Genomic DNA, 24,676 nt, shown 5'->3' with positions numbered 1-24,676 from the left:
TCCTTGGTGAGGACTCCTTGCTGAGTGAGTGGCGGCCTGCCTTAACCGATGGACTACGCCGCGCCGGGGCTGGGAGCACCGCCGCGGACCTGGATGTGGTGATGGCGTTCTACGGGGACGTGTTTCGGCCTGCAGGGGAGCTACTGGCAGTGGGAGATCCCCTCTACGGCGCCGCCGACGTCGAAGAGGGATTCGAACGCGAGCTGCTGATGGAGTGGTGGCGCATAGCTGCAGCGACCGATCCGGTGGTGGTGCCTCCGGGAGCGGACACGCTGGTGGCGACGCCGCGGTCGGTGCAGGCGGCGTTGCGGGCGCTATCAGCGTCGCGGTTCTTCGCCGGGGTGGCGCTGCGGGCGATGGTTTCCGACCTTAAGCAGGTGCACCGCTACCTAACTGACCCGGAAGTGCGGACGGAGGCGCGCGGACGGGTGTCGGAGGCGATCGGTGAGGACACCCGCGTGGTGGTCGCCCATTCCCTGGGATCGGTGGTGGCCTATGAGGCGTTGTGCGGCCGGCCGGGACATCGGGTCACAGCACTGGTCACCATTGGTTCTCCGCTAGGCATCCCGCACCTGATCCTGCAGCGGCTCCAGCCAGCTCCGCTCGAAGTGGGCGGCGAGGCGCGCGGTATATGGCCAGGAAACGAGTCCCTGGTGTGGACGAACATCGTCGATGAGGGCGACGTGGTGGCGCTGGTGAAGGATCTACGCCCGGCGTTCGGCGACTCGGTACGTTCGGTGCGGGTGCACAACGGCTCACACGCGCATGACGCGACCGCTTACCTGACAGAACGGCTGTGCGGGCAGGCGATCGCGAAAGGCTTGTCGTGAGCACCCTGGCAGGCAGCGATGCGGGGGAGGGTGGGCTGCGGCGGTTCCTGATTGCCACGGCCGTAGCCCGATACCCCAAGTGCCCCGACTGGGACCGACCGGGACTGGTAGAGGCTCGTGACTGCGTCATCGACGTCTTCACGAACGAGCTGAGCTACGGGCACGAGACGGCGCTGGGCCTGAATCCCACCAAGACGCAACTAACCGACCAGCTACGTGCGTTCTGTAAAGCACCTGACCGTCGCGAGGACGACCTACTGGCCGTCTACATTTCAGGGCATGGGGAGGTCCTCGATGACGGCGGTGTCCATGTCCTGTTTACCTCCGAGACCGACCCCGGCGATGTCGCCTACACGGCGCTGACGACCGTCGAGCTGGCCCGGGCGATGCTGCGCGATACCAAGCTGCGGCGCCTGCTGCTGATGCTGGATACCTGCTACTCCGGCCAGGGCGGCAATGAGCTCGCCGCTGCTGGGCTGGAGAGCATCAGCACCCAATGGGGGCAGGCAACCGGCTCCGGGCTGGTGATCGTCTCCTCCGCCCAGCCGCGCCAGCAGGCTCAGGCCGGTATCTTCCCGATGCTGTTCGCGCATGCCGTGCGGAGCCGGGCCACAGCCGGGCACAGCCCAGACGCTCTGGCCGTGCCAGCGGTGGTGCAGCAGATGAACAACCACCCTGACCGACCCGGCTTCCAGCACATCAGCCTGTCCATGGTCGGGATGAGCGGAGAACCACCTGCGTTCCTCGCCAACCCGCGCCACAGCACCCGGCTGACCGACGTGGATCTGGCCGTCCAGCAGGCCGCCGAGTTCGACGAGCAGGCTCAGCGGCGCGAGACCGAATTCACGAACCGGCTGCTGATACGCGCCATGGGTTACCACGGCGAGGCCTCCCAGGGCTGGTGGTTCTGCGGCCGCCACACGGCACTGGCCGATCTCATCCACTGGCTTGATGCCCCGGCAGCGGACGGCAGTGGGGCCTGCCGGGTGGTCACCGCCGGGCCCGGCTCAGGCAAAACCGCCGTGCTCGGCCTGATCGCTGCTCTGGCCCACTCGGAACGCCGCCGGACCGTGCCTGTGGACGCGCTTGGCCTCCGGCCCAACCTGGTGCCGACTGAAGGCGCGGTCGATGTCGCAATCTATGCGCAGAACCTCATCGACAGCGATGTTCTGGCCGGCCTCGCTGCTGCGGCCAAGGCGCGGGCCAGCACTGTAGGCGAACTCCTTGCAGCTCTCGAAGCGCGGAACGGCGAGCGGCCGTTCACGGCGCTCATCGACGCCCTAGACGAGGCCGCCACACCGGACACTCTTTGCTCGCGAATTCTGCGACCGTTGATCGACCACTCGCACGGGCACATCCGCCTGCTGTTGGGCACCCGTCCCTACCTCCTGGAACGCCTTGGTATCACCCCTCGCGCTGCGGGCCCCCGCGACGAGGTCATCGACCTCGACTCCCCCCGTTACGCAGATCCCGAGGCCCTACGCGCCTACAGCGGCCGGACACTGCTTGAAGCCCACCCTACCTCCCCCTACCGCCAGTGCCCCGGGGCGTTGAGACCAGTCGCGGAAGCAGTGGCGGAGGCGGCCGGCACCTCATTCCTGGTCGCCCGTATCACCGCCGGCACACTGGCCGCAGCCAAAAATGTCGTGGACTACCCCGAGGACCTGGCCTGGCGTAAGAGCCTGCCGCGCCATGCTGGGCAGGCCATGCGCGACGACCTCACCCGCCGCCTCGGCCCTGACGCCCAACGGGCCACCGCCCTGCTACGCCCCCTGGCGTTCGCTGAAGGCCAAGGCCTCCCCTGGGAGGACATCTGGGCGCCCCTGGCCTCCGCCATCTCCGGCCGCACCTACACCGACGAGGACCTACTGTGGCTGTGCCACACCGCAGGCTCGTACGTAGTGGAAGCCACCGAATCCGGCCGTTCCGCCTACCGGCTCTACCACCAATCCCTCGCCGAACACCTGCGTGACGGAATCAACGAGCAGGCCGTGCATGCGGCCTTCACCGATGTCCTCACCGAGCACGTGCCTTACCACAGCGATGCCACCCGCGACTGGTCCCGCGCCCACCCTTACACGCGTAACCACCTCGCTACCCACGCCACCGCGGCAGGCCGCCTTGACGACATGCTCACCGAGACCGAGTACTTGGTCTACGCCGCCCCACGCAACCTCACCCCCTACCTCCACCACGCCCGCACCGAGGGTGCCCAGCTCGCCGCGGCGGTCTACCGCACGTCCCTCGGTATCCACGCGGATACCCCTCCAGAGGTTCGCCGCCAGGTTCTCGCTCTCGACGCTGCACGAGCCGGTGCTACTGACCTGCACCAACACCTGGGACGCCACATTTCCGAGCACCGCTGGACACCCCGCTGGGCGACGGGAGGCAGCTTCTCCCCAGCCGTCCGCGACACCCTGACGGGCCACACCGGCTCGGTGCGGGCGGTGGCGTGCACCGACCTCGATGGTGCTCCCGTCGCGGTCACCGGCGGCAGCGATGGGACGGTGCGGGTGTGGGATCTGGCCTCCGGCACCCCCATCGGCCGGCCCGTGAACGCCGACAGCTCGGTGCGGGCGGTGGCGTGCACCGACCTCGATGGTGCTCCCGTCGCGATCACCGGCGGCAGCGATGGGACGGTGCGGGTGTGGGATCTGGCCTCCGCCACCCCCATCGGCCGGCCCATGAACGCCCACACTGGCTGGGTTGCCGCGGTGGCGTGCACCGACCTCGATGGTGCTCCCGTCGCGGTCACCGGCGGCAGCGATGGGACGGTGCGGGTGTGGGATCTGGCCTCCGCCACCCCCATCGGCCGGCCCATGTTCGGTCACACCGGCTGGGTTGCCGCGGTGGCGTGCACCGACCTCGATGGTGCTCCCGTCGCGGTCACCGGCGGCAGGGATGGGACGGTGCGGGTGTGGGATCTGGCCTCCGGCACCCCCATCGGCCAGCCCATGAACGCCGACACTGGCTGGGTTACCGCGGTGGCGTGCACCGACCTCGATGGTGCTCCCGTCGCGGTCACCGGCGGCAACGACGGGACGGTGCGGGTGTGGGATCTGGCCTCCGGCACCCCCATCGGCCAGCCCATGTTCGGTCACACCGGCTGGGTGGGGGCGGTGGCGTGCACGACCGTGGAGGGTGCTCCCGTCGCGGTCACCGGCGGCAACGACGGGACGGTGCGGGTGTGGCATGTTCGTACTCACGAGCCAGCAGGACTAGTAGTTGCGAGCAGTCCTTCCGCTGTGGCCGTGACTTCCGACGGGTACCTCGTCATAGGTACGGGACACGATGTAGCAGTCTTCACGCGGCAGGGACACACGGAGCTCACCCACTGAGGTCTTCAGGGTGGGGCCCATGGTGCGAGGGCCAGGCCGGTGGCAGTGAGGCAGCCGTAGATCAGCTGGAGCCGGAGCTGAATCCTGCGCAACTTATGGCCCGGACGGTCCAACTGTCTGTCGTGCGTGCCTTGTCCAAACTGGCGGCCACGGCAGCCCCTTCGTGTCCGATGTCGTCGACACCAAGACACTGGCCACCACCAGCACTAACCTGAGCGGAAAGCCGGACAAACCAAACGAAAGACTGGATCGCAAGGCGTTAGAACGAGCCGATCGCGTGTCGAACTAGGCTCAGTTGAGCCAGTCGAGCGACAAGTTGATGACAAATCACTTGGACAACGGCATCTCTAATCGGAAACCACAACAGGTGTAGGTTCCGATCCGAGTTGTCGTCCGTTGGCTACATGACCTGCGGATCCGCATTGCCGTCCAGGCTTCTTGTCGGGGGATCTGTCTGGGGGGTCTGTCGGTTTCTTCAGGTTGCGGTGCTGTGGTCGCCAGGACGACGGCTCTTGTGAGGGCGGACGACGGCTCTTGTGAGGGCGTGGGAGGTGGCGCTCTTCGGGCTCCGGGGTGGCTCTGTTCATTCCCGGCGATATTCTCGCGGTAACCCGCATCGCCAAACGAAAGCCGGACCTCACCTGCGGAGCATGACGGTCCGGACATGCTGCGCGCCTCTTAGACACCACGGCGCTCCGGCAGGATCCTCTCCGGGATGCTTCTATCGCTGATTTTCAGCGCAGACATAGTCTGGCCATTCGAGACGTATGAGCGATCGGGAATTAGACGCCGACTACGTTCACCCATGATCCATCCGATCCGTTTGGCAACCGTGTATGACTTCCAGTATTCACCGTGGTCCAGGTCGGTGCGTGTCGCGGTATTCCATCGTATAGTAGGCCGCCCGCATCGCCCAACTGCGTCATCCCGCTCATTCGCGTGATAAAGGACTCCACCAGCCTTGAAATATCTCCGGAGGGTTTTGTCTTTGCGGGACCAGAAGATATGTTCGGGGTCAAAATAACTTCCCTGAAAAGGTCGACCTGGCTCGCACTGGCTAGCTGGGACTGCCGCAGCTAGTAGAAACACATCCCTAATTCTTGCGCCATGGCAATATCGAGGGCCGTTAACCCAGTGCACGGATTCGAGTGCCACACGACAGCCCAAGGAATGGGCAATCAAAGTTACTTCCTGGGTTGGGCCGAGGTGGTCAAGGAGTTCGGCCAATCGCTCGCCAGATCTCTCCGAGTCGCCGATTCGTGCAGTATACGTAAGTGCCGACGTAAGTTTTGATGTGGGGTGATCTCCTGGCCAGTGAAACTCCCAGAAGATCCCGAGCGATTCCTCATTACGCAGTGATAGGGCAGATCTGAGCATTACCCGAAAATCTTGATAAGATTGAGCTGCCGCTTGCTCTGAATTGTTAAACCCGTGGATGAGGATCACTAGATGGGGTTGCGAAATTGCTACGAATGGCGTTGGGCCGCGCAATAGTGCCCTGTCTCTCGTGCCGGAAGATCGATCTCGTACAGAGATTGTGTGGGTTAGCACGATTCTCACCCCCTATCGGCGCCAACGTTCAATAACGGCAGCAATATCGTGCAGGATCCATGCGAAGACACCGCCAATCAGCACAGCGGCCAGGATGTGAACACCTATACCGCCAATGCTCAGCGCTCCCGCAAGGGCAATTCCGTAAGCCCCACTCACCCACAAAGCTGACGCCCGGACGAAGCGACGCCAACTGTGTCCCACCGATATCTGCAGTTGGTCTACCCCCCGCTGCACTCGCTCTGCGGCTTGTACTTCCCGAGGAGAGAATGGGCCATCTTGCGCTTCGGCTGGCCGGTACGTCTCGTCGATTCCATCCAAGTCACCCGCAAGGGCTTCGAGAAATTCTATTTGACCATGTCGACGGATAGCCCAAGCTGAATCAGCGGCGGCGCTGATCTGTGCGGCCAATTGCTCAATCGGAAGGTCGAAGGCCTGACGGTCGATAAATTCCATTCCCGGGTGGAGACTTCTAGGCCAAGGGGCTCTCCGATGGCGGCGCATCATCCAGTTGGCGACCTGTGACCGCTGATACCAGCCCCGTATGCCCGTTAGTTGTTTCAGCGCTTCAACGGTTGCCATGCTTGCGAGGCCGCACACCAGCGCGAACCAGATTACTTCTCGAATCCGGTCAGATGGAGACCCCTCGCCGAGCCAGGATTCACCGTTAGCCGACCACCTGACGATGGCGTAGATAATTACCCCTAAAACGGCACACAGTGAGAGCGCCTCGGCCACGCTCGCCGCGCGGGTCCATGGGTGCGCAAAATGTAGGCGATAACGCTCCATATGTCCAAGTATCCTCCCTCTGGCCGCTCGTCGCCTGCTCTGTTTCTTCGCAGCTTTCCCGGCGTTGCCGGCCGGTGATCGTCTGGCCTGTGGCTTTGGTCGGGTGTCTCAACGCTTCTTATCGGTCGCCTCGTTCAACGGGTCTGTTGGATAGGAAGCCACGGGTCTGGATTTCGTGGGTGGCGGCTCGACGCCCCTCGGGAGTGAGGGTGTGTAGGCGCGTCGACGGCCGGCTCCTCGTCCAGTTGGAGCACGGTTGAGCCAGGAGACGTTGTCTTCTGGGCGGCAGGCCAGCCACCCTGCATCCCGAAGGCGCCTGAGCTGGTCGGATACGGTTCCTTGTGGGAGGCCGGTTCGAGCGCTGATCTGTGCTCCGTAACTTTCCTCGTCAGCGTGAATGAGAAGGTCGTGGAGGAGCGTGAGGGTCTCCTGGCGGATGCGGAGGCGCCGGACGGCGATGTCATCGAACGGCTTCAGCGGGCCGGGCTGGCGACGGTATCGGGTGGCGGCCGTGGCTGAGGCGACGGTGGTGGCGTCGGGCAGAGGCCGCATGTGGGTGGGGGCGAGGGCATCGTTCATCAGTTCCTGGACGCGGGGTTGTTGAAGGTTCCGCAGCAGTGACTGGCCGCGTGTGGTGGGGCGTTGAGGCGTTGTCTGGACAGATCGGTGGAAGAGCTGGTGCCCGATATCGGCTTCCAGCCGCTGGAACTGCGTGGTCAGGGCGTTTTGGTCGGTGCCGAGGTAGGGGCCGGCGGTGGTCAGGTTCGGGAAGGCCATCGCGATCTGGAAACGGTGCAGCCGGAGCCAGCCGTGAAGGGTGCTCTCCACGGCCGCTCGAATGTCACGAGGGACTGAACGGTCCAGCCTCGTGGTCATGACGGTGCGGCTGTGAACGCCCTGCGGACGGAGGGAGACACCCAGTTGATGGAGTCGGCGGCGGACCGTCTCGTCCGTAGTCCCGATCCGCTGGGCGATGTTGGACGTGGAGTTCTTGTGGGTGAGGTACTGCTCGCGTAGCCAGTCCTCGTCGATCGGCCGGGGACGTTGTGAGTAGTAGATCGTTAGGCCGACGGCGTTGGCCTGTTCGACCACGATGTGTTTGGGGATGCCGGTTTCGTCGGCGATGCGGGTCAGGGTCTTTCCGCGCTCGGTGTACTCACGTTGGAAGAAGTCCGGGGTCAGGACGGATTTGGCCTGCTCGCGCAGGCGCCATGAGCCTGTCGGGGACCATCGTGCCCACTGGCGGGGTTCGCGAGGGACGTGTTCGAGTGTGAATCGGACGTGGGTGAGGGTGGTGCCGAGTTCTGCTGCGGCTTCGCCGGGCGGGCGTTGTTCGGTGATGACGATGCGGCGGACTTCTTGGATGTCGATGTCGTCTGGGTGGGGGCCGGGTAGGTCGAGTCCTTCGGCCAGTGTCTGGGGCGGTTCCCAGGTCAGCGGTTCGTCGATGTCCAGGCGGTTGAGGACGCCGGTGGCGTGGTCACGAAGGGCGTCGCGCTGGTCGAGGGTCAGTTCGGCGGCGAAGGTCAGGTATCGGGAGCGGTCGCCGGCTGTGCGGATGGCGAGTGGGTGGCGGGGGTCGTTGAGGTCCGCCCCGGTCAGCAGGTGGTGCAGGTATCGCTGTGCGTTGCGGTATCGGGGTGTCTGGGTGGTCTTGGTACTGAGCTGTTCGCCGGGCTGAGTGCCGGTGCCAAAGCAGAGCTGTCTCCACTCGTCAGGGGTGATGGGGGCGGGCGGGATCAAACGGCGTCGGCGGTCGTAGTCGATGGGGCTGTCGTACTCGTCGAGGTAGTGGGCGATGCCGCAGATCGCGGTGAGCACGTCCGCATGGGCGCTTTTCACGGCGCGTTGGAGCGTGATGGTCATGAGGTTCGGCAAGTGGGGGCTGAGGCGGTCGGTGATCTCGCGGGCTGTGAGCTGCGGTTCTCCGGGAAGGAGAAGGAGGGCGGCGGCGATGCCGCGGAAGAAGTGCTCCTCCGCGCCTTCGCGGGGCATGAGCCGGACGGTCCAGCCGGGCCAGAGGAACTGAGGGACGTTCCGGATGCGCTCGGCGGTCTGCTGGCTGCCGCGGCGGGGCAGGCTGGCCCGTGCGGTGGTGGAGGAGAACCGGACCCGGTCCAGGGCGCCCATGGTGCCGTCGGCGGCGTGCAGGAACAGGCGGTGGGTGCGCGGGGAGAGGCGGGGCCACTGCCCGACGGTCATGCCGCGGGGAATGACCTTGTTCCGGGTGTCGTGCCGGGCCCGCAGTGTGCGGATGTCCTGGACCGCCGTGGTGTCGTCGTTGCCTGCGAGGAAGGGCAGCGCGGTGTGGGCGATGACGCCGTGGACCGCGGCTGGCAGGGGTTGGCCGAGCCGGGCCGGCGTGGTCGTGGTGGGACGGCTGTGCTGCCAGTGGCGGCGGATCATCTCTCCCATCGGGGCGAGTTCGGTGTCGTCGATGACGTGCATCAGCCATGGAGTGCAGTGGTTCAGGTCCGTCCAGAGGGAGCGGGCCGCGGTCGTGTCCGCGCCGGTCAGTAGTTCGTCGATGCTGTTCTGCGTGGTCAGCAGGGGGTGGCCGGTGTCGAGGGGGAGGGCGGGGATGTTCGTCAGGCTGGTGCCGCAGCCGGGTCTGGTCCTTCCGCGGGTGCAGGTGCCGGCGGGGTGGCGGTGGGTGTGCCCCGGCATCCGGATGCGCAGTCCTTCGCCGCAGCCCGGACAGGTGTCGTGCAGGAGTGCGGTGTGCCGGGTGCAGGCGAACACCCAGGGCAGCCACCAGTTCACCAGCCAGCGGCCGTCCCGTTCGGCCAGGCACTGGGGGCAGAAGCGGCATCGCCGCTGTCGCTGCGGGCCGAAGGGGAACGAGTCGCCGACCACTGCCTCGTCGAGGCGGCCGGCGGGCAGGCCGGCCCGTGCCTCGATCCGCCGCAGGGCGGTGGCCGGGAGGTTGGTGATCAGCTGCCGGGTGAGGGCGGTCATGGGCAGGCCCAGCATCCGCAGTGTGGTCGTCATGGTCATGCCGTAGCGGCGGCCCAGGGCCTCCACCCAGCTGTCGAGCCCTTCGCCGGCCATGACGGCGACCCGCAGCGGAAGCACACGCGTTTGGTTCATGATGCGTCCTCGAGGGGGGAAAGAGTCCCGGCGCGGGCCAGGGCGGCGGCCAGCTGCTTGCGTGCCTGCTCGGACGCCTCGTCGAGACGGACTCCGTCGAGGACCTCTTTGCTGATGGCTTCGGCTCCGGTGCGGATCGCCCGGTAGCAGCCGCGCATGAGGAGGGTGAAGTACGAACCGATGTGCCCGCTGGTGCGTTCAAAGAGGTAGCTGGCGTTGCGCACCAGCATGCCGGGGCGGTGCTCGGCCAGGACGAGCTGCCGCTCGCTGGCCTTGATCAGGCTTCGCCAGTGCCGCCGACCCTCGTCGGACTCCAGCTGGAACGGCTCGACCCCGAGCCGGGTCCAGCGCCGGGCGGTCTGGGCCAGCACCGTGTTCTTGCCGGTGAGGCCATCGGCGAAGAACCGGCGCTCGGCCAAGCCGACGCCGACGTAGATGAACGTGACCGGAAGCTCGTTCGCCAGCCACTTGAGGTGGTTGGAGACAGCCAGGCCGTCGCGGCGGTCGAGGTCGATGAAGTGGATGTCGTCGATGATCCCGAGCTGGGTCTCACAGGACAGTACGCAGTCCAGGGCGTGACTGGCCAGGGAGGCGGCGTTGGCCCGGTCGGTGGCCGGGTGGCCGTAGTACTCGCAGATCATCCGGTTCAGGGTTCGCAGGGTCGTGTTAGAGGTCAGGCCGACGCGGAAGACAGGGATGCGTTCGTGTCCGGCGTCGGTGACCGGAGTCAGCCGCCGCATCTGCTGGCGGTCGAAGACGCGGCCATAGAGGTTGGCGATGGTCGTCTTGCCCAGCCCGGGCAGGGCATCGATCACGGCGGCGGAGCGGATGCGGTCGCCGTCCTGCCGGTTGCTGGCGACGATCTGTTCGAGTTCCTCGTGGACGGCCGCGAGCTGCGGGGTCTGCACGATCCCGAAGTTCGCGTGCCAGTCGTGCCGGGCGTCGTTGTAGTCCTCCAGTGCGCTCTCGCCCAGGGCGGCCAGCTGGGCCCGGCTGAGTGTCTCGGGCCGCTGCCGGGCGGGAGCGTCGGCGAAACGACGCCAGCCTTCCTTGCGGGAAAGGCTGAACTGGTTCGGCTGCCTCACTCGATCACCTCAAATGCGTCCGCGTAGAAGTCCTCGCCCTGCGGCGCATCGAACAGCTCGTCCTCGTCATCGACGTCGCCCGCGGGCAGTTCCGGCACCAGGCGCAGGGCGGCCGGCAGGGCCGGACCGGCCTGGTCGTCCGGCAGCGCGGGCAGGGCCAGGGCCGCGCGCTCGGCCGAGAGGCGGACCGCCATGCGGCGTTCGCGCCGGTCGGTGACCATGCCCTGGTCCCAGCGGGCCAGCAGGTTCGCCAAGGCTTGAGAGGCGTCGATGTGCCGTCCCTGCCGTGCGGCGAGCCGCCGGGCGTAGGCGGCGGCCTCACCGCTGAACGGCATGTTCAGCGCGGGCGCGTGCTCCCACTCCAGCGCATGCCAGACGGCGGTGTCGTCCGGATCCCGGAAGTAGACGAACCGTACGTCGTCCGGGTTGACGTGGATCGGCCACTGCCTGCCGCCGGTCCCGTAAGGGCTGGCCGTGTTGCCCAGCCCGGCCAGGACCGGGCCGTTGTAGCGCAGGCCGTCGACCTCAACCCCGTAGTGCTGGATCGTGCGCGGCTTGACCGCCAGGAACTCGAACGCCAGCTCAGGGCGGGCCGGCATGCGCAGCCGACCGGCCCGGCCCAGACCGATCCGCAGCATCTCCAGAGGCGACAGCGAAAGCTTCGGCCACTGCGGGATGACCAGCCCGTCGTGCTCACGCCGGTGATATACCTCGCCGACCCATTCACGGACGATCTCCTCGACCTCGTGGACGAAGAAGAACGCCTGCCCTGTGACATCTTCACCGCGGCTGTGGACATCCGGGCCCTTGTAGGCGGGCAGGTGCTGGATCAGCCCCTGGCGCAGCGTGCGGAAGAAACGTTCGACGGTCGGCTTGTCCGTCGGCTTCTTCGGCTGGGCCGGCTGGATCGACATCCCCAGCCGGGTGCATACCCCGATCACATGGGCAGAAATGAACGCCCGCCCGTGATCGATGATCAGGGTCTCCGGAGGACACAGGCCCCGGCCAGGCTGCACCCCCTCCTCGGTGAAAACCACTTCGTCCCACAGCCCGTGGTAGGGAACCAGTTCCGGCCGGGAAGCGTGGTCCAGCGGCGGGCAGACCGCTTCGAACAGCACCCCAGCGACATCGACGGCCTTGGTGGAGCACGCGGTCACCCGCAGGCCGATGATGCACCGGGTGAACAGGTCCTGGGCGACCGTCAGCTGGAGCGGGACCCACCGGCAGGTCACCGGCTCCATCGCGTAGATGTCCAGGTCCTGGGTGTCGAGCACGACGTACTCACCCGGCCGGGTCGCCCGCAGCCGCCCGTAGGCGCCCTGCGGCCGCTCAGCGATCGAGCGGCGGCCCTTGGCGCTGCCGGAGACCGCGTTCGTGCCCCTCGTCAGCCCGGCCAGCCGCCAATAGGCCGTGCTCCGCGGCGGGACGGCAACCGTGCCCTTGCCGTACTGGGCCTCCAGTCGCTCCTCGGCCCGCCGCAGCAGGGCCGACCTGGTGGGCGTCGAGGCGGTGACCGCCTCTGCCATCACCCGGCGGACCGCTTCCTCCCACCGGGGATCCACTCGGCAGGCCCGGCCCTTCACGGCCCGCGCGTCGATGAGCCCCGCCTCGCCGCCCTCACGGTAGGCATTCAGCCACCGCTCCAGCGTGCGGGGCGAAACATCCAGCTCAGCGGCCTTCGCCGCCATCCGGTCCTTCAGCGGCAGGCCGGGCGCGAAGCCAGGCCGGGGCTCAGCGGGCAGAGCACTGCCCGGATGGCCGCAACGGTAGCCGGAAAGCACCTCCCGCACGTGTGCGGCGCGTTCCCGCAATGCCTCGCGCTGAACCGACGAAAGACCGGCCATCAGCACTCCGGCCCCATCGGCCGTCCCTTCAGCGTCCACCGGCCGGGCCCCGGCCGCGAGCCGCCCCAGCGAGAGAGAACTGAACTCGCCGGTCCGCTCGTTGCGCAGCGTCGTCGTCAGCCCTTCGATGCCGACGACCTCGACGACATCGCCGCCGAAGAACAGGCGGGCCCCCGGAACCAGCGTCATCGCGTACCCGCTCATGACGCCACCCGAACCCGGGTCGCCCGGCTGAGCGGAACATTTAGATCCGCCACCAGCGTCCCCGACCAGACCAGGTGCAGGACGACCGGGCGGACGGCTCCAACCAGATACTGCCGGGCCAGCGCGGACTCGACCGCGCCGATCATTGCCCCGTCCCCGGCGGCCTCCAGCACGCGGGCCGCCAGCGGCATCTCCACGAGCTCGCGCCGCCGGTAGCCGGCCAGGAACCGCACGTTCTCCACCACCGCAGCCTCGGCCCCTGACCAGGTCTCGTAGGCCCAGCCGCGACGCGAACACAGCCGGCGTGTCCACTCGAACTGTGAGATCACCTTGGAATCCTTCATGCGAGAGGGCGCTTTGACGTCCACGACGGTCACCAGACCATCGGCGTGGACGAGGAACAGATCCGGGACGTGACGACGGATGCGGTCGCCATCCCTGCCGGTCAGCTGGAACGGCTGAGCCGCGATCTCCACGACCGTGCGATCGAAATCAGCGAGCAGGATGCGGACGAGCTCCAGCCGGCTCTCGTAGGCCACCAGCCGGCCCGTGGTCGCGGCGTGGTACCAGCCCGAATAGTGCTTCTGCCCGCGGTACCAGCGGAACTCGCGTACCGGCAGACCGCCGGCCACCTCGTCCACCGGAAGCCGGTCGAGGTCCGCCTCGGCAAGGCGTCCGTCTGGCCGGCGGTATGTGGCCCGGACTGTCCAACTATCTGTCGTGCGTGCCTTACCCAAACCGGAGGCCACGGCAGCCCCTTCGTGTCCGATGTCATCGACACCAAGACACTGGCCGCCACCAGCAGTAGCCTGAGTGGAAAGCCGGACAAACCAAACGAAAGACTGGACCGCAGGGCGTCAGCATGACGTCGGCCGCGTACCGAGTAGGGGCTCAGCTGAGCCGGTCAGACGACAAGTTGATGACAAATCACTTGGACACCGACATCTCTAGTTGGAACCTACAGGTGGCATCAGCCGACGATGCGCCGGACGACGAGGATCGGGCCGAGTTCGCTCTGCCGGGCGATGGTGACGGGCCGGCCGGTCCGGGGCGCGTGCACGACGTAGCCGTAGCCGATGGCCATGGCCACGTGCTCAGGGGCGTCGGCGGTACCGCGGGCGAAGAGGAGGTCACCGGGGGCGATGGCGCTGACCGAGGCGGGGTGTCCGTCGTGGATCTGCGTGTAGGTGGTGCGGGTGATCTCCATTCCGGCGACACCGTAGGACCGCTGCGTCAGAGACGAGCAGTCGCACCGCTCGGCCGGGTTGGTGCCGTGGGGGTTGGTGCAGCTGCCGCCCCACTGGTACATGGTTCCGAGCTGGCCGAGCGCCCACCGGATCGCGGTCTTCACATGCGTCGGCGCCGTGGGCGGGATCTGGTATCCCTCCGGGAGTGTGCCGGGCGGGATCTCCCCGAAGTCGGCCTCGGCCTGGCCGCCGGCACACGCACCGGGGCCGAGGCCTCCCCCGGGGCCGGGCGGTCCGGTGGGCGCGGCGCCGAGCGCCGGGGCGATGGCCTGCTGCAGGGCCGTCGCGAGCGGTTCGTGCTGGGCGTACGCGTCGGGGAACCCACTGCGCTGGACCTTCTGCGCGGCCACCGTGAGCGGCATCTGCTCCCAGTCCTCCAGCTTCACGAGCCCGTCGTAGAACTTGGTGCTGGAGTAGACGGGGTCCATGATCTGCTCGCGGGTTCCCCAGCCCTGGGAAGGGCGTTGCTGGAACAGGCCCAGTGAGTCGCGGTCTCCGTGGTCGAGGTTGATCAGTGTGGACTCCTGCAGGGCGGTGGCCAGGGCGATGACCTGGCCGCGGGCCGGCACCCGCTTCTGGATGCCGGTCGCGAGGATGGCCTTCGCGTTGGGGATCTGCTTCTTAGGCTCGGAGAGGCCGGGCACGTCCGCACTGCCGCTGCCGGCCAGCATCTGCGTGACCTTGTGGGCGATGTCGGTGGTTTCCGGGCCGGGTCCGGGCCGGCCGGCGGCGGGGCATCGGGCTGCGGCGGCCGCGGCTTCGCTCTGGGCGAGGCCGGTGACGTGGGCGGCGACCGCGGCGAGCAGGACGAGTGCCAGCCCGATCAGCGCGGCGGCGCCGACCAGCCACCGTTTGAGCTTCTTCATGCACTGCCCCGCAGGCGGCGGCGCCTCAGTTCACGCTCCTCGTTGCGGTTGAGGGACGCGTCGCTCGGCCGTGCCGGGGTCACGGATGTGATGCGGTGTGTGACGGGCTGGCGCTGGGTGCCACGGTTGAGGCGCTGGCGGAGCTGCTGCTGGCGTGATGAGGCCGGGGGCTGGGTCGGCACCGGCTGGCGCGGCTGGGTGGGAGGGCTGGTTGCCTGCGTGACCTGCGGATTGGGCGGGTTCGGGATGGTGGTGACCGTACTGATGCTGCCGGCGGCCCTGTGGTACATCGGACCGCCCGGCAGCTGGTTCGTGATGGTGGCCGCCGTGCTGCTGCTGGCGCCCCGGTGGTACATCGGACCGCCGGGCAGTTGGTTCGTGATGGTGGCCGCCGTGCTGCTGCTGGCGCCCCGGTGGTACATCGGACCGCCGGGCAGTTGGTTCGTGATGGTGGCGGCTGTGCTGCTGGCGAGGTTGCGCGCCTGGCCGCCGGGCAGGTTGGGGGGCTGCGGCGGGTTCGTAGGCTGCGGCAGGACGGGGGGCGGCGGCTGGGGCGGGTTGGGAGGTTGCGGTGGGTTGGGCGGCTGCGGCGGGTTCGGCTGATGGTTCGCGGGCCTGGCGGGCCGGCCGCCGGTCCTGTTCCCGGACTGGAGCCGGTTCATCAGGGCGACGGTGCTGACGCTGGAGGACGTGGCGTAGCCGAGGGCTGCGATCGGATTGCCCGAGGCGAGGGATACGCCGACCATCGCGGTGCGGACCGCTCCGCGGGTGACCTTCCGGGCGATGCTCTGGTTCCTTGTCACCGGCGTCGAGGACGGGGTGAAGACGCTTCCGTTGGTGCCTCCGATGCGCCCGGCGGACATTTTGGCGCGGAAGTTCTTCGCGACCTCCTTGGACCTGACGGTGAGTGCCTTGCGCTTTTTGACCGCGGCGATGCAGACGACGTCCACGGCGAGGAACCGCAGCGTGAGCTCGGTGCCGTCTTCCGTCTGCACGGGGTCGAGCACCGCCTGAATGATCAGGATGAGGACGGCGAGGCCGACGACGGAGGCGAGCAGGACTCCGAGGGAGCGCAGGACGGACGCTGCCCAGTCCCACAGGTAGCCGCGGCCGGCTCCGGGCACGAGCCCGGCGACGAGGGCGGGTTCGGCGCGTACGGCATCCCACGCGATGCGGCACTGTGCGACGAGGAAGCTGCCGGCGAGACCGGTGATCAGCACGGTGACGATCACCGCGGCGATGAGCAGGAAGAGTGCTCCGCCGACCTTGTCCAGCGAGGCCCGCTTGGCGGCCTGGACGTCGCCGTGGACGCACTGCTTCTCGAACTGCTCCATCGGCGGGTTGCCGAAGTGGTCGACCGCCCATCGCTTGGCGACCTGCACGGTCCAGTCGGTCATCTCCGCGCCGGCGGGGTCGATCCAGGCGCGATAGCTGTTGAGTTTCTTCAGCCCCGCCATCTTCTCGTTGACCGCCCGGTCGTAGGCGAGCTGCGTGAGTTTGGTGTCGGAGTACTTCTTCGCGCAGTCGCCTTTGAAGACCTGTCCGTACTGGAGCAGCATGGCCGGCTTGACGATGAAGGCATCGGTGAGAGCGTTCTTCAGCGGGCGTGAGAGCGAGGCGCTGCTGGCGGAGTCTTCGGCGCCGGGGTCCTTCTCCCGCTCGCCGGGGTTGGCGTCGAGGATGATGTCGGCCACTTCGAGGGCCAGGCCGCGGGCGGCGGCGATGGCGCTGTCCTGCTCACCCAGGAGAAGCTGCGGGGGTGACGACAGCACAGTGGTGGTGAGCGCTGCGATCAGGAGGGACAGGGCTGCGTCCCCCCATCCTTTGGCCCGGTCCCCGAAGAAGATGCGGGCCACGCAGACAAGCGCGCACACCGCCAGGAAGAGGCTGGGCAGGCCCATCTGCAGGATGACCTGGACGTGCAGGGAGTTGGCGACGGACAGAACGGGCGTCAGCAGCAGCTTGGCGGGGCCGAAGCTGAGGACCCAGATGATGATCCAGCAGCAGAACGCTATGACCCACTTGGTGATCATAAAGAAGAGCTCGGCGATCAGGTTCTGGAACTTGAGGTCCCATTCCGTCCAGCTGCCGGTGTCGCTCTGGATCGTGTAGGCCGAGATCGGCATGTGATTGCGGTCGGTGACGCTGAAGACGGCCAGGACGCCGCCCTCGTCGGGAAGGAGCTCGCGCAGGCGCTCTTCCTCGGTCCTGAGGTAGGCCTCCTTCACGGAGTCGGAGAGCCGCTCGTTGAGCTCGCCGAGGATCTTCTCGATCTCGGCGAGCTCTTCTGGGGTGGGCGTACGCGTGCCGGGCGTCGCCGGACCGGGAGGGCTGCTGGGTGTACTCGTCGGCGCCGAGGTCGGCGCCGGGCTCGGCTCGGCGAGGGCCGGCAGCGAGGTGAGCATGGTGAAGGCGGTCGCGGCGAGCGCCGCCAGGAGGAGGGCCATGCGGAAGCGGACCGCGCCGAGCAAGCGCAGCCGCTTCCACGGGGCGAAAGAGGTCATCATGCCGCTGCCTGCTGGGTGGTGGGGGTGGTGTGGATGGCCTTCTCGATGGCCCGGTCCATGGGGATGAGGACCCGCATGAGGCCGATGCGGCCGGCGAGGTCGCGGTAGAGGCACTCCCCCGCGCGGGCCCGTCGCTGGTCCTCGGGAAGGTCGAGGGGCGAGAGGCCGCCGGTCACCAGGTCCAGAAGGCCGGTGTCGGTGGAGTCCACGCCGAGGAAGTCCAGGCTTCGGACGGCGAGCGGGCGGCTGGTCTGCCGGAAGACGAAGCGGTGCGGGATGAGGCCGCGGACGATGGCGCCCTTCTCGCTGTCGGCCGGGCCGATGTCGTCGGCGTCGTGCGAGCCGACGTACGCGGCGGCGTTGCGCTTGCGGCCGTCGCGGACCATCTCCAGCAGCAGCTCCAGGCCCTCGTCGCTGGAGGTGAGCCACCAGCACTCGTCGAAGACGGTGACCGCGAACTCGTCCCGGCTCCTCATGGCGGTCTCGCGGGAGACAGCGGCGATCAGGTACATCAGGGCCCGGCCCAGGACCTTCTCGAACTCCAGGCGCTGGATGCGGTGCTCGGAGGCCAGCTCGCTCTTCTTGGGCAGGGCAAGCGAGCTGACCAGGAAGACGACGCTGTCCGCGCGCTGGGTGTCGACGACCGGCAGCGTCTCGTCGAACACCACCCTCGCCAGGTCCTTGCGGGCGACCGATCCGAGCTTGCGGGCCAGGCCGTGGGCGGCCGCGTCGTCGGCGCCGCGCGCGGTGAGCTCGTCCATCAGGGCGCGCATCGACGGCTCGGGCCGAGCCAGGACCGCCTGGACCGCCTCCGACAGGGCCACGCCTTCGAGATCCATCGGCCGTACACCGAGCAGCAGCGTCAGGAAGGACTCAGTGAAGCGGGCCGCGGCCTGCGGGCTGCTCTCCACGTACAGGCGCAGCGGGTCGAGGGAGACCTCGGCGGTGTGGTCGATGCGGATCAGCTGGGTGGTGCCCGGGCAGGCCTTGGCGAAGCGGGCCCATTCCTGGTCGGTGGTGCGGTCGACGATGACGGCCCGGCCGCGGCTGCCGGGCCGGCCGAGCTGGTGCCCGCGCGCGAGGACGTTGTAGACAGCGCCCTTCATCGCGACGCTCTTTCCGGCGCCGAGCTCGCCGAGGAACGCCATGGACGCGGAGGCGTTCTCGCGGGGGCCGCGGGCGGGGTCGATGAGGACCGGACGGGCGCCGCCGGAGGCGACCTGCAGCCCGTACAGGCCGCCGCGTTCGTCGCCGAGCTGGGAGCCGCACCAGGGCATGGCCATCGCGAAGTCCCGGGCGAGGAGGATCTGCGCGTACCCGGCCATGACCCTGGGGGTGCGGCAGCCGGGCAGCATCGCCTGCCAGAGGCTGGCCTGTTCGCCGGCGGGCCGGGAGAAGGTGTAGTCGGTGGACCCGAAATCGCTCGCGAGGGCGGCGGCGCGGTCCATGGCGTCATCGGGGCTGTCGCCCCAGACGGCGAGGGTGACCATGGCGCGGATCTCGACCTCGCGCCGGTTCGCGGTGAGCCGCTCGTGGTACTCCTCGTTGTCGACCTGGTTGCGGGCGACGGCAGCTGGCGGGCCCGCCGGGTCGCCCTCGTACTCGGCCGCCTGCGCCTTCAGATGCCGCGCGCGCTTGCGGACCTTCGGCTCCGCCTTCGAACCGGGAACGACGACGAGACGGGCGGTCCAGTCGACGGGATAAGCCAGGTCGTCGAGCTGCTGCAGGTAGGCGGCACCAGGCAGGGCGAACGCCTCGGGCATCTCGGAGAGGGCGAGCAGTGCCTGGTAGGAGTCGCCCCACTCGCTGGAGACCTGAAGGAAGCGCCGCGTGAACGGGTTGGCCGGCAGCGCGGGGCCGGTGGTGAAGTCGGCGCCGCCCTCGGCGACGAGGATCTCCCCCAGCGCCGCGACGTTCCGGCCCCGGCCGCGGACCGGTGCTTCGGTGCCGTCGGGCAGGAACGGCTCGGCTAGACCCCGCCGCGCGCAGTGGCCGTAGATCCACAGGATCTCCGCCTCGGAGGCCGGCCGCATCGACACACCGGACGGCCACTGGGCCTGGATCCGCTGGGCCTGCTCCAGGCGCCGCCGCACCTCCGTGCCGGTGACGACGGCCGGCATCAGCCCCAGCTGCAGCGCCGCTTCCGCCCGCGCCGCGCGGAACGCTGACATCACGGCGTCCTTCTGCGACAGCGGGAGCGCGAGCCAGTCGGTGCGGCCGGTCAGCTCCATGTTCTCCAGCTCGTCCAGGACAGCGTGCCCGAGCCGTTCGTATCGGGGGGCGCGCTCCAGGTCGATGTCGTCGACCATGGCGCGCACCACCGCGGTCGGGTCGACCTGCGGGCACAGGCTCATGAGCATCGGCTCACCGGTGAGCGACTTGAAGAGCCCTTCGAGCGCCTTGAGTCGGCGCCGCTTCACCGCCGCCGGAGCGTGGCTGTAGTTGGTCGCGGACACCCGCCAGACGGCCCACACGGTGCCGTGGGTCGTGAAGATCAGGTTCTGTTCGACGTGCCGGATCGGCAGGCGCATGGTCAGTTCTCCAGTCCGGTACGGGACGCGGCGGCACGGCGGGCGAGTAGGGCCTGCACCCCCGACGCCACCAGGACGGCGGGCGCCGCTGGCTCAGGCCAAGCCGGCTGCCGCGGAGTCGGGACCGGGCGTGCAGCGGCCTCAATCGCGTTGGCGGCGGTGTCGGGGAGCGGTTCGGCCGGGGGCAGGTGGATGCGGGTGTCTCCGCGGGTGGGCCGCGAAGGCTGGTAGGCGCGGCCGCGGAGCTGACCGCGCCGGGGCGCGGCCACCATCAGGGCGATGCTCAGCAGGGCAGCGGCCGGGTTGCGGCCGTCGATGTGGAGGTGGCACAGCACGAACGCCACCGCCAAGGGCATGACGAGCAGGCCCGCCACGTCGAGCCAGCCGTGGCCGCCCCACATGGGGCGGGTCAGGATCAGGGCGGCGACGGTGGAGACGATCCCGGCGAGCTGGGTGAGGGTGTAAGGGCCTCCGGGCAGCCGGATCCCCTTGCCGCCGTTGACGTCCCGGATCACGCCGTGGACCAGAGGGGCGCGGCGCGCCTTGGTGTAGCAGCGTCCGATCAGCTCGAAGTCCGGCTCCCCGCCGGTCTCGTTCACTGGTCACTCCGGACGGCGTTGGGGCCGCCCTGGTACTGGACGATGTCCTCCGTCGTCTTGTTCTTGAGCGTGACCATGTTGGCGGAAAGGCCCCAGACGATCCCCGCGAAGATGACCGCCATGATCGTCGGACCGGGCGCCTTGGTCTTCCAGCCCACGACCACGACGAAGATCCCGCACAGGACAGGGATGGCCACGTCGAAGATGAGGCTCTTGATGGCGTTGCCGAGGCCGGTGCCGGTCTGGATCCAGCCCTGCGCGAGGGTGACGTCGTTCAGCCCCTGGGCGAGCGTGACGGTGTCGTTCAGCATGTCGGGGTGCTCCTTCTACTGGGTGTGGGTGGGGGCCAGGCTCGGCAAGCCGGGGACGGAGCCAGCCGGTGCAGACGCCGGGGGCGTTGAGGCGAGCGTGGGGGCGCCGTCGAGGCTGGCGATCTCCCACCGGCCGGCGCGGGCCTTAAGCGTGAGCGCGTAGGCGAGCGGAAGCCGCACCCCGTCCTGACCGGTGGCGCGCAGCGCGACGAGCAGGCGCAGGGTGGTCCCGTCGCTCGGGACGGAGACGACCGGCTCTCCGCCGGTCTCGCCCTCGACCGCGATCTGGTCCACCGCGACACCCGAGTAGGGGGCCGGTACGGGGGCGGCCAGGCGCAGGCCGGGGGCGAGGTAGCGGTCGAGCTCGGCGCCGGCCCGGGTGAGGTAGGCGGTCAGGAAGGACGTGACAGCCTGGGTGCGCGGGTCGGTCGGCAGGGCCGGGCGCATCGCCCCGTAGATCATGTCCGGAGTCTTGGCCCGCTCGGGCGCGGCGACTTCGGCCGGCAGGGCCAGTGCGGTGTACGCGGTCGCTCCCCCGCCGCCGGGCGCCGTGGCCACGGGCACCTGGAAGTAGCGGACCGGGTCGGCCGCGGGCGAAGGAGCACCGCCCGGCTGCGCGGACGGCGTCGCTGACGGCTTGGGGCCGGTCACGCGGGCCGCCACGGTGACCGACCAGACGGATGTGTCAGTCTGCCGGAGACGGACGACCGTCAGCTGCTCGCCCCGGTGCTGGCCGGAGACTCCTTCGAGCTGAAGGCTGCCCGCTGGCGGATAGTAGGCAGCGAGCTTTGCCTCGTCACCGTGGCCTGCGGACAGATAGGCGGCGACGAAGAGGCTCGCGAAGCCAGCCGCGCCCTGGCCGCCACTCGCAGCCGGTACGGACGGGGCCGTCTTCGGCGCCAGGGCCGCGGACGTTGCAGGCACCGACAGGTAGGCGAGCGCGCCCAGGAGCGGCCCCAGCGCGATCAGACCCCAGACGAGCCATCGCACCAGCGCGGCCGAGTTGGCCTGGGCGCCGGTCGACCAGCCACCGACCCAGCCGGCGTCCTGCTGGTCCTCGGGCTCCTGAGCACCCGCCTGCTGCGCCTCCTCCAGTGCGGCCGGCTTCCGGCGTCCGGTGCGCACCAGGCTCATGCCGTACCCCCGGCCGAGCGCAGCGTGTGACCGGCCAGCTCCGCGATCCGGATCCGCAATTCCGCTTCGGGGCGACGGCGGAACGCGGCGAGCGCGGCAAGGACCCGCTCGGCGTCCTCGTCGAGGAAGGCGCGGAGCTTCTCGTACGTGCCGGTGTCGAAGGGGCGGGCGACGAGGGCGGCCCCGAGGTGGATGAGCTGACGCTGCGCGCGGGTGACGCGCTCCTCGTCCGCGTCCAGCGACGGTGCGGCGGCGACTGTGGTCAAGGCACATCTCCAAAGGGGGGAGCGGACGGTGGCCGGGGCGGTGCTCCAGGTCATGCCGCGGCCTTGGGCCGGATGGACGCCGAGAGGCGGGCCAGGGCGCGGGAGCGGCGGCGCTGCCAGGCGCCGGGCGTGGTGCCGACGCGGGCGGCCGCCTCGGCGTCCGGGGTGCCGCCGCTGATGTGGTGCCAGGCCAGCGCCTGCGCGTCGGCGATGGACAGGGCGCCGTCGCGCACCGCGTCGAGGAGGAGCTCCAGGAGCTCCATCCGGACCGGGTCGGCGTCGTCGTCGGCCGGGCCCGCGTGGAGGCCGGCTTCCGCGGCGGCCGCGCGCACCGTGCGGGCGCGGGCGATCTCGTACGGGCCCGCCGCCGGGTCGGCGATGTCCTCCGCGGCCGAGAGGTCCTCCCCCGCCAGCATCTGCTCGGCGGCGAGGTCGGCCAGGACCTGGCGCAGGGTGTCCAGCGTGAGGTTGGCGGCGGGCCGGCCGGGGCGGAGGTGGATGCGGCCGGAACGGGCCACCTCGTATACAGCGGCCACGGTCGCGTGACCGACGGCGTCGCGGGTGCGGCCGCCGGTGGATCGAACCTGTCCGCGGGTAATGCGGCTGACGGCGGGGAGCATCGCCTGGACGATGATGCGTCCGGCGAGTGCGGCCGATCGGTCACGTCCGGCGGCGCGCTGAAGGAGGGCGCGCAGGACGGCATCGGTCAACGCATCGGTCACACCGTCGGCCGTCGGGCGGAGCGCGGCGAGGAGCTGGGCGGACGACAGGGAGCCGGCCCAGGAATCGGTCACGGCCGCGACCGCGTCGGTCAGGTGGCCGCCGGTCACCCAGTCGGTCACCGCATCCTGGACGGCGGGGTCCGCGCACAGCGCGGCCCAGTCGGCATCCAGACGGTCGAAGAACCCGCCACCGTGGGCGGGGTGCAGCACGTCGTGCACGGCACGTCTCCTTTCGGATCTCGTGCCGTACACACTCCTCACAGCGGCTTACCCAAAGGCTTGCCCAGCGCCCCAAAAGACCAGTTGGGAGGCTTGCCCGCTGACTGGGCAAGCCTCCCGTGACCGATCGGGCAAGCCTGGTGGAAGGGTGGGCAAGCCCCCTCGAGACCGGTCCGTGCAACCCGGGCAAGCCCCCCAAGGGGGTGGGCAAGCCCGGGATTAGGGTGCGGAGGCTTGCCCGCGGTGCCAGGGCGAGGGCGCAGTGGACGGGTGAACGGTGGCCGCGGATCGGTCATGACTGGTGACCGGTGGGGCCTGGATCGGTCATCGGTCACCGGGTCGGTCACTGATCGATCGGTCACAGCCGCGGGTAACCCTGAGGACCGTTTACCGGTAAACGATGACCGGTCCCGGCGCCCCCGAAGGGGTGGTCCGGTCAGCGCCCGACGGAGCGGAGGTGCGCCCGGCCCTACTGCTTGCGCTGCTCTTCCAGGTGCCGGGTCGCATCGATGACCCGACGCTGACCGGTCTTCGGAGAGACCCCCAGGCGCCGTCCGACCTCAGCCCCTGACAGCCGGATGCTGGCGTCCTCGGCTTCGGCCAGCCAGGCGGCCACTTGCTCGATCTCGCGCTGGATCGGATCGTCCTCGGCCGGCTCGTCGCCGCTCTGCTGCCTCGGAACGCGAGCAGTCGCCTCACCGGTCGCGGTCACATCCGCCATCCAGTCCTGCGGCTCCTCAGAGCTCACCGGCGCCCCCGGGGCCGACTGCCCGGACGGCCGGCCCGCCGGGCCTTCGAGGCCGCCGCCGAACGCGGAAGCCGTCGGCGCCAGCACCGCCCCGGACGACACCGGCGTCTCTTCGAGCGGCTTGCCCGCAAGACCACGAAGGCTGAGCTGCTCCCCGAAAAAGGGCTGCGGCTCAACGGCGGTGTCCGGATCGGAACCTGCCGCGGTCGGGGCGGCGAGCAGTTCGGCCGTCGGTGCCTCGTCTACCGGAAGCCCCTCCCGGCTCTCGGATTCCCCGGCCTCGGCTTGCCGGAGTTCGGCGAGCACCGGCTCCAGGAGCCCGCCCGGCAGGAGTCCCCCCGTAACCGGATCGGTCAGGCCGTAGTCGCGGGCGAGGAAGCCCGCGAACTGCTCCGCCGAGGGCATCGTTCCGCACTGCGCGATGAAGTACCGGGCAGCCAGGAACAGGTCGATCAAGGCCGGCTCAGACACCTCAGGCCAAACGCCATCGCTGACTTCTGCCGTTGTCTCTGCCAACCGGAATGATTCCGTCGCAGGCACAGGCTCATGCTCGACGGGGCGCTGGCGGGCCGTCGGCAGCTCAGGCGCCTCGAGCAGCGCCGTCAGTTCCGGCTCGGGGCGGGAGGGCAGCAGCACCGGGCTGAGTCCTGCGGCGGTCAGCCCTTCGGAGGCGGTGCGCACCAGCGGTACCCCGATCTTGGCCAGCTTCAGCGGCATCAGCGCCTCCACCGGAGCCTTCCGCCGCCATGACCGGCCGTACCGCGCCTGCAGCCGGGCCTGGTAGATCAGCCGGTC

At 69.1% G+C, this 24,676-nt stretch carries 16 protein-coding genes and 1 pseudogene; 2 read left to right on the top strand and 15 right to left on the bottom strand.

Annotated elements, in window-relative coordinates; all coding sequences use genetic code 11:
• Positions 1-101 precede the first annotated feature (101 nt).
• Both ACFY04_RS41020 and ACFY04_RS41015 read left to right on the top strand, forming a co-directional pair.
• Positions 102-830, top strand: a complete 729-nt coding sequence (locus ACFY04_RS41020; protein WP_389125746.1) for a hypothetical protein — start codon at positions 102-104, stop codon at positions 828-830.
• Positions 827-4,168 carry a caspase family protein gene (locus tag ACFY04_RS41015; RefSeq protein WP_389125743.1) on the top strand — a complete coding sequence of 1,114 codons (3,342 nt, stop codon included), beginning with the start codon at positions 827-829 and terminating at the stop codon, positions 4,166-4,168. Before ACFY04_RS41020 ends, ACFY04_RS41015 begins: the two co-directional genes overlap by 4 nt.
• A gap of 678 nt (positions 4,169-4,846) precedes the next feature.
• Here the strand turns inward: ACFY04_RS41015 and ACFY04_RS41010 are convergent.
• The 15 genes and pseudogenes from ACFY04_RS41010 to ACFY04_RS40940 all read right to left on the bottom strand — a co-directional run.
• Positions 4,847-5,614 (bottom strand): alpha/beta fold hydrolase, encoded by a 768-nt coding sequence (locus ACFY04_RS41010; RefSeq protein ID WP_389125741.1) that lies wholly within the window; start codon positions 5,612-5,614, stop codon positions 4,847-4,849.
• Between the two features lie 117 nt (positions 5,615-5,731).
• A complete protein-coding gene (locus tag ACFY04_RS41005; RefSeq protein ID WP_389125738.1) occupies positions 5,732-6,508 on the bottom strand; it encodes a hypothetical protein in 777 nt (258 codons plus the stop codon).
• A gap of 108 nt (positions 6,509-6,616) precedes the next feature.
• Positions 6,617-9,598 carry a TniQ family protein gene (locus tag ACFY04_RS41000; RefSeq protein WP_389125736.1) on the bottom strand — a complete coding sequence of 994 codons (2,982 nt, stop codon included), beginning with the start codon at positions 9,596-9,598 and terminating at the stop codon, positions 6,617-6,619.
• Positions 9,595-10,683, bottom strand: a complete 1,089-nt coding sequence (locus ACFY04_RS40995) for a TniB family NTP-binding protein (protein ID WP_389125733.1) — start codon at positions 10,681-10,683, stop codon at positions 9,595-9,597. The genes ACFY04_RS41000 and ACFY04_RS40995 overlap by 4 nt, the downstream gene beginning before the upstream one ends.
• Positions 10,680-12,731: a helix-turn-helix domain-containing protein gene (locus tag ACFY04_RS40990; protein WP_389125732.1), complete on the bottom strand. Its 2,052-nt coding sequence runs from the start codon at positions 12,729-12,731 to the stop codon at positions 10,680-10,682. The genes ACFY04_RS40995 and ACFY04_RS40990 overlap by 4 nt, the downstream gene beginning before the upstream one ends.
• On the bottom strand, positions 12,728-13,372 hold the full coding sequence (locus ACFY04_RS40985) for a TnsA-like heteromeric transposase endonuclease subunit (protein ID WP_389125730.1): 645 nt from the start codon (positions 13,370-13,372) through the stop codon (positions 12,728-12,730). Before ACFY04_RS40985 ends, ACFY04_RS40990 begins: the two co-directional genes overlap by 4 nt.
• 329 nt (positions 13,373-13,701) lie before the next feature.
• The gene (locus ACFY04_RS40980) at positions 13,702-14,844 is read right to left on the bottom strand and encodes a C40 family peptidase (protein WP_389125727.1); all 1,143 of its coding nucleotides are present in this window, start codon (positions 14,842-14,844) and stop codon (positions 13,702-13,704) included.
• Positions 14,841-17,351, bottom strand: coding sequence for a hypothetical protein (locus ACFY04_RS40975; protein WP_389125725.1), 2,511 nt, complete (start codon positions 17,349-17,351; stop codon positions 14,841-14,843). The genes ACFY04_RS40980 and ACFY04_RS40975 overlap by 4 nt, the downstream gene beginning before the upstream one ends.
• A complete protein-coding gene (locus ACFY04_RS40970) occupies positions 17,348-19,882 on the bottom strand; it encodes an ATP-binding protein (RefSeq protein ID WP_389125723.1) in 2,535 nt (844 codons plus the stop codon). Before ACFY04_RS40970 ends, ACFY04_RS40975 begins: the two co-directional genes overlap by 4 nt.
• 2 nt (positions 19,883-19,884) lie before the next feature.
• Positions 19,885-20,481, bottom strand: a complete 597-nt coding sequence (locus ACFY04_RS40965; RefSeq protein WP_389125721.1) for a hypothetical protein — start codon at positions 20,479-20,481, stop codon at positions 19,885-19,887.
• The gene (locus ACFY04_RS40960) at positions 20,478-20,792 is read right to left on the bottom strand and encodes a hypothetical protein (RefSeq protein WP_389125719.1); all 315 of its coding nucleotides are present in this window, start codon (positions 20,790-20,792) and stop codon (positions 20,478-20,480) included. Before ACFY04_RS40960 ends, ACFY04_RS40965 begins: the two co-directional genes overlap by 4 nt.
• Positions 20,793-20,807: 15 nt before the next feature.
• Entirely contained in the window at positions 20,808-21,926 is a 1,119-nt protein-coding gene (locus tag ACFY04_RS40955; RefSeq protein WP_389125717.1) for a conjugal transfer protein, read from the bottom strand.
• Positions 21,923-22,192 (bottom strand): hypothetical protein, encoded by a 270-nt coding sequence (locus tag ACFY04_RS40950; RefSeq protein WP_389125715.1) that lies wholly within the window; start codon positions 22,190-22,192, stop codon positions 21,923-21,925. Before ACFY04_RS40950 ends, ACFY04_RS40955 begins: the two co-directional genes overlap by 4 nt.
• A gap of 50 nt (positions 22,193-22,242) precedes the next feature.
• Positions 22,243-23,133 carry a hypothetical protein gene (locus tag ACFY04_RS40945; protein ID WP_389125713.1) on the bottom strand — a complete coding sequence of 297 codons (891 nt, stop codon included), beginning with the start codon at positions 23,131-23,133 and terminating at the stop codon, positions 22,243-22,245.
• A gap of 469 nt (positions 23,134-23,602) precedes the next feature.
• Positions 23,603-24,676, bottom strand: a pseudogene (locus tag ACFY04_RS40940) (hypothetical protein); the annotation flags it as partial.

The sequence above is a fragment of the Streptomyces sp. NPDC001549 genome, from assembly GCF_042894025.1.
Classification (GTDB): domain Bacteria; phylum Actinomycetota; class Actinomycetes; order Streptomycetales; family Streptomycetaceae; genus Streptomyces; species Streptomyces kutzneri.
The sequence above is the reverse complement of the archived record's forward strand: the minus strand, read 5'-3'. Positions and strand labels throughout refer to the sequence as shown.